We start from the raw sequence: 13665 nt of genomic DNA on the forward strand, positions 1-13665 counted from the left end.
GCCATGCTGATGCTGATGCCGATTTCCGGCTTCGCCTCCGGCTTCGTGCAGCCGAAATACCTGATCATGATCGGCATGTCGGCGGTTGCCGTGGGATTGTGGCACCTGACTTCACTGTCGCCGAATGCCGGTTTCAGCTATTTCACCTATGCCCGCATTTTCATCACGGTAGGGCTTCCCTTCCTGTTCATCCCCATTTCGACGGCCGCCTATGTCGGCCTGCCGCCGCAAAAGACCAACCAGGCCTCGGCGCTGATCAATGTCGCCCGCAATATCGGCGGCAGCGTCGGCGTATCGCTCTCCAACACCGTCGTGGCGCAGAACGCACAACTGCATCAGACCCATCTGATCGGCAACACGGCGCAGTCCTCGCCTGTCTATCAGCAGATGCTTCGGCGCATGACTGACTATTTCGTCGCTCAGGGCTCGCCCGCGGTCGAGGCGAAAGTCCAGGCGGTCGGCTGGATTGGCCAGACGATAGGCCGGCAGGCGACGCTTCTGGCTTACGTGGACTTGTTTCGCTACTCCGCGATCGCGACCGCCCTGCTCGTGCCGCTCGCACTTTTGCTGCGCTCTCCCAAGTCGAGTTCCTCCGCGAAATAGCTTCTACCGAGGCAGGCGCTCCTTCGAGCAAGGCAGTTTCATGGAACCGGGCGGCGCTTGTCTGGTTACGTCCCATGACACGGAAAAAAGGAGACAGACCGATGGCCAAGGAAAAGATCCGGCCACAAGACGAAGATCGCGAAGCCGTGCATCTGGCCGAAACGACCGACGTCTCGCCCAAGCAGGCGAAAGATCTTATCCGCAAGCACGACAACGACAGGAAAGAGGTGAAAAAGGAAGCCAAGAACTTCAAGGCTGAGGGGTAGGCGTTCGGGCGGATACTGCCGGCCGCTTCGACGCCGCGCGCCTGCCGCAATATGGAACCGGGACGCGAACGGTTCGTTCGAATAAGTGGGCCGGCCTGAAAATTCACCGCCAAGGTTTCTGCACCTTGGCCACAGGACAACGGCAATGAAATCGAAACTGGTTTCGAAAGTCGCGGGACAGAGGACCTTCGTGGTGGTGCTCGAGCCTGGCGAAGAGGCGATTGGCGTGCTCACTGCCTTTGCCAGCGAAGAACAGATCGACGGCGCATCGCTGACCGCGCTTGGCGCGTTCGAGCGAGCAGCGGTCGGTTGGTTCGATTTCGAGGCAAAGGACTATCGCAAGATACCGGTCAACGAGCAGTGCGAGGTTCTCAGCGCGATCGGCGACATTGCCTTGGGCGATGACGGCAAGCCCAGCCTCCACCTGCATGCCGTGCTCGGACTGAGCGACGGAGCGACGCGGGGCGGACATCTGCTGGGCGGCGTGGTGCGACCGACCCTGGAGGTCACACTGGTCGAGTCCCCCGCTCATCTGCGCCGCACGAAACACGCCGATCTCGGCATCGCCTTGATCGACCTGAGCGCCTGACCTGGACATTGCTTCGAGATCAGGTCCAGTTGGAAAGAACCGTCTCCATCTCGACCGTTTCGACCTGCTGCGCGAACCGCTGATGATAGACGGTCATCAGCGCGTCGTGTGTTGCATCCGAAGAGCTGCACAGGGCATCCGTCACCAGAATCACGCGGTAGCCGATATCGATCGCGCCAAGCACTGTCGCCAGAACGCAGACGTCGGTCTCGCCGCCGGTGATGACGAGAGTGTCGATCCGGCGGGATGAAAGCAGCGTGTGCAGATGCCCTTCGGGCCACGGTGAGTAGATGTGCTTGTCGACAACGATCGCCGGCGGGCAGCATGCCGCCAGCGGCGGCAGGAGTTCGATCATCTCCTCGCCGATCCTGTCGATGGTCATCGATGCCCAGCGTTCATAGTACCGCTTCCAGGTGCCGGTGCCCTGCCCCGGGCGTCGCGCCGGAAGGAAGCGAGTGAAGATCGTTTGTGAAGGATATCTTTCGGCAAGGCTGACGATCCGGGGAAGGACACGGGTGATCCAGGGTGTCGCCCACTCCGACGGCTCGGCGAACAGCCGCTGCATGTCGACACACAGATGGGCACAATGATCGCCCAGAGGTCCATATGCCAGACCCGGAGCCGACATCAGCAGCGACCCGCTTTGTCGTCTTCGGCGTCGAGCCGGCACAAGGCGGCCAGGGACGGATACCTGAACGCACATGCCAGCCGCATAGGGGTTCCGTTCAAGTCGACATCCTTGCGCTAGTCCCCAGTTTCTCGAGTGCCGACCAAACGCGAGGCAGCGAAACTCGTTCCCCTCGGGCTCTCGGAAACCACATCATCGGTGGAACGTTGACCAGCATCGAGGTTCGAGAGATCGGCCAATGGTCGCGCAGCAAGAAATGAGAGAACGAACCGGGGGATGCCTGTGCGGCAACGTCCGCTATCGCACCATCTCCAGGCCGCGCACTCACTATTGCCACTGCGACATGTGCCGACGCTCGACCGGCAGTGCGTTCGCAGTCCTGGCGTGGGTACCATCAGCCAGCTTGGAATGGCTTTCCAACAAGCCTTTCTGCCGCAGGTCATCACCCATCGCACAAAGAAGCTTCTGCCGCGACTGCGGATCGCCCGTCGCGTTGGCCTACGATGCATCGCCGGATGAGATCGCCCTGCATGTCGGAACCTTCGACGATCCCGCCGATCTCGAGCCACGCTACAATTACGGATCCGCGCAACGGCTCGGATGGACATGCTGCGGTGTGGACCTGCCGCACCACGACGCCGAAGAGCGGTGGTAGAAGCCGTGGCCGCTGCTTTTCCGCTGCCTTTGGATACCCGCCCCATGGAGGCCAAGGCGGCCGACGCACTGCCGGGCGACGACGGTCTCTGGCAGTATGAGCCGAAGTGGGACGGATTCCGCTGCCTAGCCTTCAAAGGCACCGCAAGCGTCGATCTCAGGGCCAAGTCCGGCAAGCCGCTCGGCCGGTATTTTCCGGAAATAACGACACTGTTGCGCGATCTCGATACCCAGTCTTTCATTCTCGACGGCGAGATAGTCATCGAGGTGAATGGCGATCCCTCCTTCGAGGCCTTGCAGATGCGGCTTCACCCTGCCGAAAGCAGGATTCGCATGCTGAGCGCGAAAACCCCGGCCCATCTCGTCCTGTTCGATATTCTCGCCGATCCGGACGGCGGGATCATGCTCGACAAGAGCTTGACGGAACGACGGGCCGCGATCGAGCGCTTCGTCACGAGGTCGGGCGTTTCCTCGTTGCGGTTGTCGCCGCGCACCACCGACGTGACCACCGCCAGGCGCTGGCTGGGCGAGGCCGGCCACGGCTCCACCGATGGAGTTATCGCCAAACTGCTGACGGACCCTTATCGGCCGGGCGAGCGCACCATGATCAAGGTGAAGCGGCTGCGCACCGCGGACTGTGTCGTCGGCGGGTTCCGCTACCTGACGGGCAGCAGCCAGGTCGGATCCCTACTGCTCGGACTCTATGACGACCACGGCAAGCTCGACCATGTCGGGTTTACGTCGACGATCGGCAAGGACGACAGGGCAGAAATTACCGCGAAGCTCGAGAACCTGAGAGGCGGACCCGGCTTTACCGGCAAGGCTCCCGGCGGACCGAGCCGCTGGAGCACCGAACGCAGCGGGGAGTGGGAGCCCGTGCGGCCGGAGCTGGTGGTCGAAGTCCGTTTCGATCATGTCACCGGCAATCGGTTTCGCCATGGAACGAAACTGCTGCGATGGCGGCCGGACAAGGCGCCGCGGCAATGCCGCTTTGAACAGATCCAATGAAGAAAGGGCTGGCAATGAGCATGCTCTACCGGGCGGCCAAGATTGCCGAGGACGCGCATCGATCGCAGACCGACAAGACCGGGCAACCCTATATCGAACACTGCAGGCGCGTGGTCGACACGGTCGAAACCCTTGACCAGAAGATCGTGGCATATCTGCATGACGTCCTCGAAAAAGGGGAGGGCTGGACAAGGACGAGGCTGAAATCCGCAGGCTTTGGTCCCTCGATTGTCGCTGCGGTCGATGCGCTGACGAAGAGGCCTGGCGAGAATGAAATCGCTTTCGTGCGCCGGGCTGCGTCAAATCCCCTGGCGCGGCCGGTCAAGCGTGCGGATCTGGCCGACAACCTGTGGCAAGCGCGGCGGGCCGGGATTCCCCTCGCGAAATTTGAAGAGGGCCTGCGCATTCTCGACGAAGACCGCGCAGCGTGAAGGCGACCTGGGCCCGGTGTCATCGCACGACAACCCAATGGAATCGGTTCCCTTGGATAGATCCTGCCGCTGTCCTGCTATTCCACTATGTGAGGCGTGTGGCGCTCGTCTTCAGCGGGATCGGCGTCTATGCGAGCCTTGCCGGGATCGAAGGCGGCGTGGCGAGCAAGCACCCGGACAGGCGCCTCGGGCTCTTCATACGCCCACATGAAATCATCCGCCGATCCGCCAACGGCATGCACGCGCCAATAGCTCGCAGTGCCTTTTGGCGATATCGAGGTGGTATCGGTTTTCTCGAGCAGGTCGAAATAGATGTCCTGGAACGGGATGTAGAACACAGGATCCCTCCCCGTTTCCTGGACCTGCAGCGCATGTTCGGTGGAGGCGATGATGGCGTCGGAGAATCTGACAGTCACCGTTCCATGGAAAGGCTGAATATGGAGATTGTTTCCCGACGGTGATCGGGGCTCGGCTGAAGGGTTCATTTGAGTGTCTCTGAGATTTCCAATCGGTAAAGTTCAAGGGCGGTCTCAAAGGCAAAACGAGGTAATGCGGGATTGGTTGCGCGAATGCGGCGGCTACCCCGCGATGCTGCATCCCAGGCCCAAGGCGGAACACCAACCGATCCCGCTGAGAGGAACAACGGGCCGGGTCGGCGGTTATCCGTTAGCCTTTCCGATTCCACGATCCATCAGGATAGCCGAGTTCTGGCGGCGGAAAGCGACGCAACTGGCGACAAAGGGGCCACATGAGGCACCCGTTCATATCGGAGACATGAGATGGAACCGCGCAAGAAGCAACGATCCGAACAACGGGACGAAACTGAAGCCCCGGCAATCCAGCAGGCGGACTGGGATGCAATCAAGGGCGGCAGGGTTCTTCCAGACAAGGTGTCCGACAATGTCGACGACGTCGTCGACGTCGAGAAGGAAGGCGACCTGCCGGAGGAGGACGATGACAACGCCTACCAGAACAGCGACGAGGCATTGCCCGATGACGAAGAGGAAGGTGCCATATCGCGCGATCTGGCCAGGCGAGCCGGGCCTTTTGACGAGCCCTGACCCCAAGGGCGCCGACACTGATCTTGCTGGCGCCCGGCAACCATCGAGTGGCCGAGGGTGTCAGGGCAACGGGCACTCCGTGCGTCACGAAAATCTCTTCACTTTCCGACGCCGGGATACTGCCTTTCCTTCAGCACGCTGGCCAGATGGGCCGCATTCGAAGCCGTCATTTCGATCATCTCGACCACGGCTTCCGGCGTTCCGGGCAGGTCGACATAGTTGACGTCGCCCATAGCCTGCCCAACCCAATACACGCCGCCATTGGCAGGAATCGTGAAGCCGACGTCGTTTAGCGCCTGAAAGCACGCCGCGTGACAGGCGTGAGCGCCGTCTTCATTGCCGACGATCGCCACGATCGCGACCTTGCCGGCGGCCGGCATCCGGCCTTGTTTGTCGGTCTCCGATAGAAACGCATCCATGCGCTCCAGGATGCGCTTGGCGACACTCGACGGCTGGCCGAGCCAGATGGGCAGGCCTAGCACGAAGATGTCGGCGTCGAGGATCTTCCTGCGGAGCTGCGGCCAACCGTCTCCCTCGCCCATGTCCGACAGCACGCCGGGTTTGACGTCATGGTCGAGGGCGCGAACAATCTCGCCGCGCACCCCATGCGGCACCATTGCCGCTAGCAGATCCGCCAGCAGGCGGTCCGTGGACGATTTCTCGGCGTCGTCGGAGGCCTTCAAGGTGCAATTGAGCGCAAAGGCGGTGAGCGGCATGGAAAGATCTCCCGAGTGCGTTCTGTGCCAAACGCACCGGGACGTCGTGGGTTGCCTGAAACCCGACAAGAAGCTTCACCTTCCACCCTTGGGAACCATCGAACGCTCCGCGGTGTTGGAGAACGAGCCCATTGCGTGAGTCGTCCCCGCTATGACCATGCCGCTTCATCCAACCTTGACCGACCTCGCCCTACGCCTGGCTCTTGCTTTTGTTGCCGGCGTGATCATCGGAATGAACAGGGAAGCCCGCGGCCACACCGCCGGGCTCAGAACAACCGTTCTGGTCGGCCTGGCGGCCGCGATAGCGATGATGCAGGCCAATATCCTGCTCGAGGTGGGCGGCAAGGGCCCCGATTCGTTCAGTGTGATGGACGTGCTCCGTTTTCCGCTGGGCGTGCTGACGGGCGTCGGCTTCATTGGCGGCGGAGCCATTCTCCGCCGCGGCGACTTCGTGACAGGTGTCACCACGGCCGCCACCTTGTGGGTCATGACCGCAATCGGCCTCGCCTTCGGCGGCGGGCAACTGGCACTTGGCACAGCGGGGACGGTTTTGACGTTGATAACGCTTCAGGTGCTGAAGCAGGTCGATCTGTGGGTCCCACGAACCCATCATGCGATCCTGGCGATCTCGTCGGCGAACGGCGTTCCGCCTGACCTCGACGCGCTGGTTCAACCGCTGGGCTATCGCTGGCGCTTTCTCGGAATGCAGCACGACATCGAGCGCGGCCGGTTCGTATTCTCCTTCGAGCTGAGCTGGAAACAGCCCGACGCGGCCAAACCCTCCGTCGAGATACTGGCGCGGATCAGTCCGCGCTACGACATCGAACGGTTTGACGCGATCAGCGATAAAGGTCCCCGACCATAGGCAGGGCAGCGATGCGTCCTCGTCCCTGCCTCGGATTCGACCGGAGCCGGAACAAATCCGGACTTCGCGCTTTGAACACGCAACACTGTTCGAGGCGATGGCTTGCTGTCCCTGTCGCGCGTCATCCCGATCGACCCTCCTCGAACAAGGAAGGAAGATATCATGAACAAGGCAATCATCATCCTGGCGGCACTCACTCTGGCTTTGCCTGCCCATGCTCAGTCCCAAAACGCACCCCTTCCCCCGGACGCACCGGCACCGGAAGCCGTGCCAGGTCAGACCGGCCCCGACCAGGGCATCACCGGACAGACATTCACCAACATAGCCATCGTCGCATTGGCGGACTTGCCACCCGACCTCAAGGCCAAGGTCGAGACCGTGGTTGCCCAGACCAGCCAGGAAGACCTTCACGTCCTGCAGCGTTCGGTCAGCGCATCGCCGGAAGCTTCCTCGGTCCTGGCCGCGAATGGACTTGATGCCTCCGAAGTGGTGGCGGCCAACATTGACGGCGACGGCACGCTGACGCTGATCATCCAGACCACGACCTGACGGCGTGGGGCAGAACCCGGTGCTTCGGCGGATGTCCCATTCCCGGTGCCAGGCGGCAACGGTCGAAGGAGGGCGTCATGGCTGACGCGACGGTCCGCAATTTCACGATAAACTTCGGGCCGCAGCACCCTGCGGCGCATGGCGTCCTGCGGCTGGTGCTCGAACTCGACGGCGAAGTCGTCGAACGCGTCGATCCGCATATCGGGCTGCTGCATCGAGGCACGGAGAAGTTGATCGAGTACAAGAACTACCTACAGGCCCTGCCCTATTTCGACAGGCTCGACTATGTGGCGCCGATGAATCAGGAGCACGCCTTCTGCCTGGCGGCGGAGAAGCTGCTCGGGATCTCGGCTCCACAGCGCGGCCAGCTCATTCGCGTGCTGTATTGCGAGATCGGCCGGCTGCTGTCCCATCTGCTCAATGTCACCACGCAGGCGATGGATATCGGCGCCCTCACGCCGCCGCTCTGGGGTTTCGCCGAACGCGAGAAACTGATGGTGTTTTATGAACGGGCATCGGGCGCCCGCATGCATGCCAACTATTTCAGGATCGGCGGCGTACATCAGGATCTTCCCCCGGACCTGTTGGACGATATCTGGGATTTCTGCGATCCGTTCCTCAAGGTCTGCGACAATCTCGAAGAACTGCTCACCGAAAACCGCATATTCAAGCAGCGCAATGTCGACGTCGGCGTCATCGGTCTCGACGATGCCTGGGCTTGGGGATTTTCGGGCGTAATGGTGCGTGGGTCGGGCGCGGCATGGGATTTGCGCAAGGCGCAGCCTTACGAATGCTACCCGCAGATGGATTTCGATATTCCCATCGGCAAGAACGGCGACTGCTATGACCGCTACCTCGTACGAATGGAGGAGATGCGCCAGTCGGTCCGGATCATGAGGCAATGTCTTGACAAGCTACGGTCGCCGCAAGGCCAAGGACCGGTCGCAATTCCCAACCGGAAGATCACGCCGCCACGCCGCGCGGAGATGAAACGCTCCATGGAAGCGACCATTCACCATTTCAAGCTTTACACGGAAGGCCATCACGTGCCCGAGGGCGAGGTCTATGCCGCCGTCGAGGCGCCGAAAGGCGAGTTCGGCGTCTATCTGGTTTCGGATGGGGGCAATGTTCCTTACCGGTGCAAGATTCGCGCGCCGTCCTTCGCACATCTGCAGGCGATGGACTATCTGTCCCGGGGGCACATGATCGCCGACGTCTCGGCGATCATCGGCTCCCTCGACATCGTCTTTGGAGAGATCGATCGCTGAACCGCCGTCGCCGCCCGCGGGACGCGGGCAGCGCTCTCGCAATGTCATCGATGGTCAGTGTGCCGTCTGCGAATGCGCGCCGCCTGCCTGTGAGATGCCGTTCAGCGCTTCGCCGGCTCGTGCTGCCTCGCCGTTTTTCGTGAGATCGCCAAGCGAGATGATGCCAACCAGCCGTTTTTCACGGCTGATCACCGGCAGCCGTCTAACCTGAAGGTCCCCCATCTGCTGGAGCACGTCTTCGATCTCCTCGTCGTCGTAACAGTACCTGATCTCGGCACTCATCACTTCGCGTATCCGCGTATCCGGGCCCCTACCCTGGGCGACGCCACGGACGGCGATGTCGCGATCAGTGATCATTCCGACCAGCCGGTCGTCCTCGCCTACGGGCAGAGCGCCGGCATCGAGGCTGGCCATGGCGGCGGCGGCCTCCCGCAGGGTCTGGTCCGGACTGGCGACCTGAACGCCTTGCGTCATGCAGTTGCCAACTTTCATGATGTTCTCCTTTGGTTGAAGCGCCCCTTGCCGTTGCTGCGATGGAAACACGATGGGGGGACAATGGCGCCGGCCCAAGACGTTCCATTGCCACGGGATCGGGATCTCATGCGTCGCACGTTCAGACGACGCGGCTCCCGGCATGCATCGGCGATTCTTCGTTCTCGTCGGGATTGGGCAGAGGCGTCTCGTCCGGGAGTTGTTCCGGATCAGGCTCCTCGATCGGTTCGGGCTTCCAGGTCGGCGCCGGCATCGGCACGTCGCGATTGGGATCTGGTTTTCCTGGGTTTGGCATCGGGATCACCTCCCTTCATTCGGGACGCAACTCCTGGCCGGCGTCATTTGTTCCATCGCCAATTCGCGGTCGCCTCCGGCCTTGCCGCCACGGATCGAGACGGCGCGCTGCCGATCGGATCCGCCGGTCGACTTCAGCCCCGTCTTTCGGAACCGGACGGTTTTCCAATCCGTTGTCTCGGCATCGATCGAGGAGAAAGACGATGGCTGGTGACGAGAGAATTTCCGGCAGCAACTTGCCCCAAGTCGCGGTCGACAGTGAACAGGTCCGGCAACTGGTGGCGACAGCCGATCTGCCGTCCAATCAGGCACGCGAGCTCGTGCGCCGTCACGGCAACGATCCGCACAAGCTCGAAGAACTGGCAAAATCGATCAAAGCGGTAAGCTGACCGTCGGGACGGCGCCCCGACTCCGTCAGATTTCAAGCAAGGCATAGGGTCGGCCGGTCGGTTTGGAAACGTGCATGGCGACGTTGTAGACCCTCGCCCCGCCGGGCGTGCGGCCCTCATAGCTTCCCCGATGCGCATGGCCGTGCACGACAGCACTGACCTGGAACCGGTCGATCGTTTCCGCCAGCCGCGACGAGCCCAGAAACGGAAATATCTCCAGGGGTTCGCCGGCGATGGTCTCGACGATCGGAGCGTAGTGCAAAATGACAAGCGTGCGTTTTGCGCGAACCTGGCGCATCGCGTTCTCAAGCCGCATGGCCTCGCTGACGCTCTCGGCGACCATCGACTTGATGGCCGGCTCGCCGAAGGAGCCGAGCATGCGTGAACCGAACCCCCCGACGAACCCTTTCACGCCGACAAAACCGACCTCCTCTATTTCGGTCGTCTGCCCGTCGAGGAGATGGACGCCCGCTTGACGCAAGATTTCCGCGACGTCCTCGACCGCACCGGATTCATAATCGTGGTTGCCGAGCACGCCGACCACCGGGATAGAGCAGGCGCGCAGGTCTTCGGCGAGGATCTCGGCTTCGCGGGGCTTGCCCAGATTGGTCAGATCGCCTGGAAGAACGAGGATATCGGCCTCGCGCGACATTTCGCCGAAGAGATCGCGATACGATGTCTGGGCGTCCTCCTTCACATGCAGGTCGCCAACGGCCGCCACCTTGATCGTGGCGGTGCCCTCCATCGCCGGAGCGTCTTCGGTCCGTTCAGCCATCACGAAATTCTCCTGTACCGCCGACGCCGGCGAAGCCCCATTCCTTGACGTCGATTTCGTAATCGGTCTGCGAAAGCAGGCGCCCGCGGCAGATCTTCATTCTGGGGGAAGGCAATTGGCGCTGCTTGGCAAGGCGGTCGAGCAGTTCGTCAAGCAGCCATGTGGGGATGCGGTCGCGCTCGCTCGGATAGATCCATCTGAAACTGAGAATCTGCATCAGCAGCACTTCCCAGTGGACTTCCAGGTAGGACAGCAGCCTGTGCCAGTCGATCTGGTCCTGCGCCTTGAGGATCGTATGGGCGATGTCCGCCCCGTCATGACGCCCTCGGTCCTGGATGAAGCATTTGGACCATATGAGCTCGGTCGGGCCGACGATCCTCACCCGGCTTCCCAGCAGTTCGGTTTGGCGGGCATGCTCCATCCACTGGTCGCTTACCGGCATCGTTCCATTCGCCGAGGCGAATATGATGTCGAAGAAATGCGTGCCCTTAAAGACCTTTCCAAGCCACCGGTCGTCCTCGATTTCGACCGCGTAGCCGAGCTGCTTGAAATGGGCCAGGATGCGCGAGAAGTCGCCTGCCTTGCAGAAGATATCGAGATCCTTGGTCTGACGGATGACGCCGGTGTAGGCGCTTACCGCATAGGTTCCGGCGACAAGGAAAGGAATGTCGGTGGCGGCGAGTTCGCGAATGGCTTCGGTATAGAACACCTCCGCCTCGGCGTTCTTGAGCGTCGGGGCGGCCTTTGCGTCGATCGCGGGAAGGGATGCCGGAACAGTTCCCGGCAACGGATCGTTGATCATGGCACGCATGGCTCCCACACATCGGCAACCGATTGATCGCCCGCGTTGTTAACAGCGGGAACCCTGCCTGGTTCCGCCATGGTCGCGTTGCGGCCTGAAGGAAATCGGGCGCAACGGGCAAAATTACCCGCAGAGTCCCGGGTTTCAATATGGTTGCATGGGCCGTTTCCCTGCATGGAACCATCGCCATTCGGCATCGTTAGCCCGGACAGCCAAAGCTGCCTTCGGGCGATCGGGGTGTCTGGTTTCAAGCGCAGACGATATCCAGGATGTATGTTCTTGCCCTAGCGACAGACTATGACGGCACGCTCGCCGAAGACGGGGTCGTCTCCGATGCGACCTATGCTGCGCTCGAACGGCTGAAGCAGACGGGCCGCAAGCTGATCATGGTGACCGGCCGCGAGCTTGCCGATCTCGAGCGGGTCTTTCCGGCACTCGACATCTTCGACAGGGTGGTCGCCGAAAACGGCGCGTTGATCTATACGCCCGCTTCGAAGAAGGAACGGCTTTTGGCGCCGGCGCCCCCGGCTGAATTCGTCGACAGGCTGAAGCGTCGCGGGGTCGCGCCCCTGTCGGTCGGACGCTGCGTCGTGGCCACCTGGGAACCACAGGAAGCCGCCGTGCTGTCGGAAATCAAGGAGCTTGGACTTGAGCTCGAGATCATCTTCAACAAGGGCGCGGTGATGGTGCTGCCAAGCGGGGTCAACAAGGCCACCGGCCTTGCCTGCGCACTTGAGGAATTGGGGTTTTCCGCCCACAACGTCGTCGGTGTCGGCGATGCCGAGAACGACCATGCATTCCTGCGCGCCGTCGGCTTCGGCGTCGCCGTGGCCAACGCATTGCCGACCGTTAAGGAGACGGCGGATTTCGTCACAGCCAGCCCTCGAGGTGCCGGCGTGGTGGAACTGATTGAACAGCTCATATCGCGCGATGCCGGCTTCGTGGAGACGGCTCGCCAACACGTGGAAGTGGGAACCGACATAGCGGGCGCGCAGGTGCACCTTTCACCGCATGGCGGCGGCGTGCTGCTGGCCGGCACGTCCGGCATCGGCAAATCCACGCTTGCCACCGCGTTGACCGAGCGCTTTGTCGAGAAGGGCTTTCAGTTTTGCGTTCTCGACCCCGAAGGCGACTATCAGGAACTCGAGAATGTGGTGGTGGTTGGCGACGCCAAGACCCCGCCGATCTCGCGTGAGGTCTTCGATCTTCTGTCCAAGCCAACCAACAATGTCGCTGTTAACATGCTGGGGCTGAAGACCGCCGAACGGCCCGGCAATTTTGCCAAGCTGCTGCCGGATATGGCTAGCATTCGCGCGCGCACCGGCCGACCGCATTGGCTGATCATCGATGAGGCGCATCATCTTTTGCCCCAGGCCCGTGACGGCGCGTCTTTCGCGCTGCCCAAGAGCCTCCCCGCGACCATCCTGATCACCGTGCACCCCGATCTGGTTTCGCGCGACGTCCTGGCTGGCGTCGAAACCGTTCTGGCGCTTGGACCGGAAGCCGACAAGATCGTCGCAAGCTTCTGTGCCGCCACCGGCATAGACGTTCCGGACGGCGCCGTGCCGCCGCCAAAGGACGAGGTCCTGTTTTGGAACCGATCATCGGGCGAGCCGATCAGGACGGTCAAGGTCGAACGGCCCCGCCAGGTTCGCAAGCGGCACATGCGCAAATATGCCGAGGGCGACCTTGGCGACAACAGCTTCTATTTCCGGGGGCCGGACGGAGCGCTTAACCTGAAAGCGCAGAACCTGATGATGTTCCTTCACATCGCAGAAGGCATCGACGATCGCACCTGGGAACATCACCTGCGCGCCGGCGACTATTCGAAATGGTTCCGCAGCAAGATCAAGGACAAGAACCTCGCCGACGAGGTGGCGGACATAGAAACGGATACCGGCACGGACATGCAGGAGAGCCGCGCGGCCATCGCCGAGGCCATTGGCCGCCGTTACACTGCTCCCGCGGACTGACCTTGAGCCGGGGTAGACACAAGCCCATCCCGATTCCTCGGGATGGACCTTTCTCATGTCATGATACGGAGCGAGCGTCAGCGCGCCTGGCTGAAATGCCTAGCGGTTTTTGTGGCTCTGTTGGCCCGCTCTTACATGTTGTTCGTGCGAGCCGCCCCGCATGTTGGAGCCGTCGCCCTGTTGCCGCTCATTATTGCCTGCGGCCTGTTGCTGCTGGCGGTTCTTGTTTTCCGTGTTCTTGTGGCTCTGCTGGCCCGCCTTCACATGTTGCTCGTGGCTACCACCTTGATTGGGCATGGTAA

At 61.8% G+C, this 13665-nt stretch carries 19 protein-coding genes and 1 pseudogene; 12 read left to right on the plus strand and 8 right to left on the minus strand.

Annotation, left to right across the window (positions count from 1 at the left end; genetic code table 11):
* From FJ443_RS21305 to FJ443_RS21310, 3 genes and pseudogenes are all read left to right on the plus strand, one after another.
* Window positions 1-603 (plus strand): annotated as a pseudogene (locus tag FJ443_RS21305) (EmrB/QacA family drug resistance transporter); the annotation flags it as partial.
* A gap of 101 nt (window positions 604-704) precedes the next feature.
* Window positions 705-869, plus strand: coding sequence for a hypothetical protein (locus FJ443_RS31240; protein ID WP_181165226.1), 165 nt, complete (start codon window positions 705-707; stop codon window positions 867-869).
* 145 nt (window positions 870-1014) lie between these two features.
* Entirely contained in the window at window positions 1015-1458 is a 444-nt protein-coding gene (locus FJ443_RS21310; protein ID WP_140522248.1) for a PPC domain-containing DNA-binding protein, read from the plus strand.
* Window positions 1459-1477: 19 nt separating this feature from the next.
* Here FJ443_RS21310 and FJ443_RS21315 read toward each other — a convergent pair whose 3' ends face one another.
* Window positions 1478-2086 (minus strand): isochorismatase family cysteine hydrolase, encoded by a 609-nt coding sequence (locus FJ443_RS21315; RefSeq protein ID WP_140665753.1) that lies wholly within the window; start codon window positions 2084-2086, stop codon window positions 1478-1480.
* A gap of 238 nt (window positions 2087-2324) precedes the next feature.
* Between FJ443_RS21315 and FJ443_RS21320 the strand changes: the two genes are divergently transcribed.
* Genes FJ443_RS21320 through FJ443_RS21330 form a run of 3 tightly spaced genes read left to right on the plus strand, consistent with a single transcriptional unit; the run spans window position 2325 to window position 4179 of the window.
* Window positions 2325-2741, plus strand: a complete 417-nt coding sequence (locus tag FJ443_RS21320) for a GFA family protein (protein ID WP_140556685.1) — start codon at window positions 2325-2327, stop codon at window positions 2739-2741.
* On the plus strand, window positions 2693-3748 hold the full coding sequence (locus FJ443_RS21325) for an ATP-dependent DNA ligase (RefSeq protein WP_140666006.1): 1056 nt from the start codon (window positions 2693-2695) through the stop codon (window positions 3746-3748). The genes FJ443_RS21320 and FJ443_RS21325 overlap by 49 nt, the downstream gene beginning before the upstream one ends.
* 14 nt (window positions 3749-3762) lie before the next feature.
* A complete protein-coding gene (locus FJ443_RS21330) occupies window positions 3763-4179 on the plus strand; it encodes an HD domain-containing protein (RefSeq protein ID WP_140513578.1) in 417 nt (138 codons plus the stop codon).
* 77 nt (window positions 4180-4256) lie between these two features.
* Here the strand turns inward: FJ443_RS21330 and FJ443_RS21335 are convergent, their stop codons facing one another.
* The gene (locus FJ443_RS21335; protein ID WP_318012459.1) at window positions 4257-4595 is read right to left on the minus strand and encodes a DUF427 domain-containing protein; all 339 of its coding nucleotides are present in this window, start codon (window positions 4593-4595) and stop codon (window positions 4257-4259) included.
* Between the two features lie 363 nt (window positions 4596-4958).
* Between FJ443_RS21335 and FJ443_RS21340 the strand changes: the two genes are divergently transcribed.
* Entirely contained in the window at window positions 4959-5240 is a 282-nt protein-coding gene (locus FJ443_RS21340) for a hypothetical protein (RefSeq protein WP_140665756.1), read from the plus strand.
* 98 nt (window positions 5241-5338) lie between these two features.
* Here the strand turns inward: FJ443_RS21340 and FJ443_RS21345 are convergent, their stop codons facing one another.
* Window positions 5339-5956 carry an NAD(P)H-dependent oxidoreductase gene (locus FJ443_RS21345; RefSeq protein ID WP_140513580.1) on the minus strand — a complete coding sequence of 206 codons (618 nt, stop codon included), beginning with the start codon at window positions 5954-5956 and terminating at the stop codon, window positions 5339-5341.
* 151 nt (window positions 5957-6107) lie between these two features.
* On the opposite strand from FJ443_RS21345, the gene FJ443_RS21350 reads away from it, so the two are divergent.
* From FJ443_RS21350 to FJ443_RS21360, 3 genes are all read left to right on the plus strand, one after another.
* Window positions 6108-6821 carry an MgtC/SapB family protein gene (locus tag FJ443_RS21350; RefSeq protein WP_181171972.1) on the plus strand — a complete coding sequence of 238 codons (714 nt, stop codon included), beginning with the start codon at window positions 6108-6110 and terminating at the stop codon, window positions 6819-6821.
* A 162-nt stretch (window positions 6822-6983) separates the two neighbouring features.
* Window positions 6984-7370: a hypothetical protein gene (locus tag FJ443_RS21355; protein WP_140513581.1), complete on the plus strand. Its 387-nt coding sequence runs from the start codon at window positions 6984-6986 to the stop codon at window positions 7368-7370.
* Window positions 7371-7447: 77 nt separating this feature from the next.
* A complete protein-coding gene (locus tag FJ443_RS21360; protein ID WP_140556680.1) occupies window positions 7448-8638 on the plus strand; it encodes an NADH-quinone oxidoreductase subunit D in 1191 nt (396 codons plus the stop codon).
* Between the two features lie 54 nt (window positions 8639-8692).
* Here the strand turns inward: FJ443_RS21360 and FJ443_RS21365 are convergent, their stop codons facing one another.
* Both FJ443_RS21365 and FJ443_RS21370 read right to left on the minus strand, forming a co-directional pair.
* Entirely contained in the window at window positions 8693-9130 is a 438-nt protein-coding gene (locus tag FJ443_RS21365) for a CBS domain-containing protein (RefSeq protein ID WP_140496149.1), read from the minus strand.
* 121 nt (window positions 9131-9251) lie between these two features.
* Entirely contained in the window at window positions 9252-9425 is a 174-nt protein-coding gene (locus FJ443_RS21370) for a hypothetical protein (protein WP_140496150.1), read from the minus strand.
* Window positions 9426-9627: 202 nt separating this feature from the next.
* On the opposite strand from FJ443_RS21370, the gene FJ443_RS21375 reads away from it, so the two are divergent.
* Window positions 9628-9813 carry a hypothetical protein gene (locus FJ443_RS21375; RefSeq protein ID WP_140496151.1) on the plus strand — a complete coding sequence of 62 codons (186 nt, stop codon included), beginning with the start codon at window positions 9628-9630 and terminating at the stop codon, window positions 9811-9813.
* Window positions 9814-9838: 25 nt separating this feature from the next.
* On the opposite strand, the gene FJ443_RS21380 is transcribed toward FJ443_RS21375, so the two are convergent.
* Both FJ443_RS21380 and FJ443_RS21385 read right to left on the minus strand, forming a co-directional pair.
* Window positions 9839-10588, minus strand: coding sequence for a metallophosphoesterase (locus tag FJ443_RS21380; RefSeq protein WP_140496152.1), 750 nt, complete (start codon window positions 10586-10588; stop codon window positions 9839-9841).
* Window positions 10581-11390 (minus strand): nucleotidyltransferase family protein, encoded by an 810-nt coding sequence (locus tag FJ443_RS21385; protein WP_140496153.1) that lies wholly within the window; start codon window positions 11388-11390, stop codon window positions 10581-10583. The genes FJ443_RS21380 and FJ443_RS21385 overlap by 8 nt, the downstream gene beginning before the upstream one ends.
* Before the next feature lie 269 nt (window positions 11391-11659).
* On the opposite strand from FJ443_RS21385, the gene FJ443_RS21390 reads away from it, so the two are divergent.
* Complete coding sequence (locus FJ443_RS21390; RefSeq protein ID WP_140556677.1) at window positions 11660-13363, plus strand: HAD family hydrolase; 1704 nt, start codon at window positions 11660-11662, stop codon at window positions 13361-13363.
* Window positions 13364-13462: 99 nt separating this feature from the next.
* On the opposite strand, the gene FJ443_RS21395 is transcribed toward FJ443_RS21390, so the two are convergent.
* Window positions 13463-13660, minus strand: a complete 198-nt coding sequence (locus FJ443_RS21395; RefSeq protein WP_140496155.1) for a hypothetical protein — start codon at window positions 13658-13660, stop codon at window positions 13463-13465.
* Between the last annotated feature and the right edge of the window lie 5 nt (window positions 13661-13665).

Origin of the sequence: Mesorhizobium sp. B2-6-1 (assembly GCF_006440475.1) — a bacterium.
GTDB lineage: Bacteria > Pseudomonadota > Alphaproteobacteria > Rhizobiales > Rhizobiaceae > Mesorhizobium.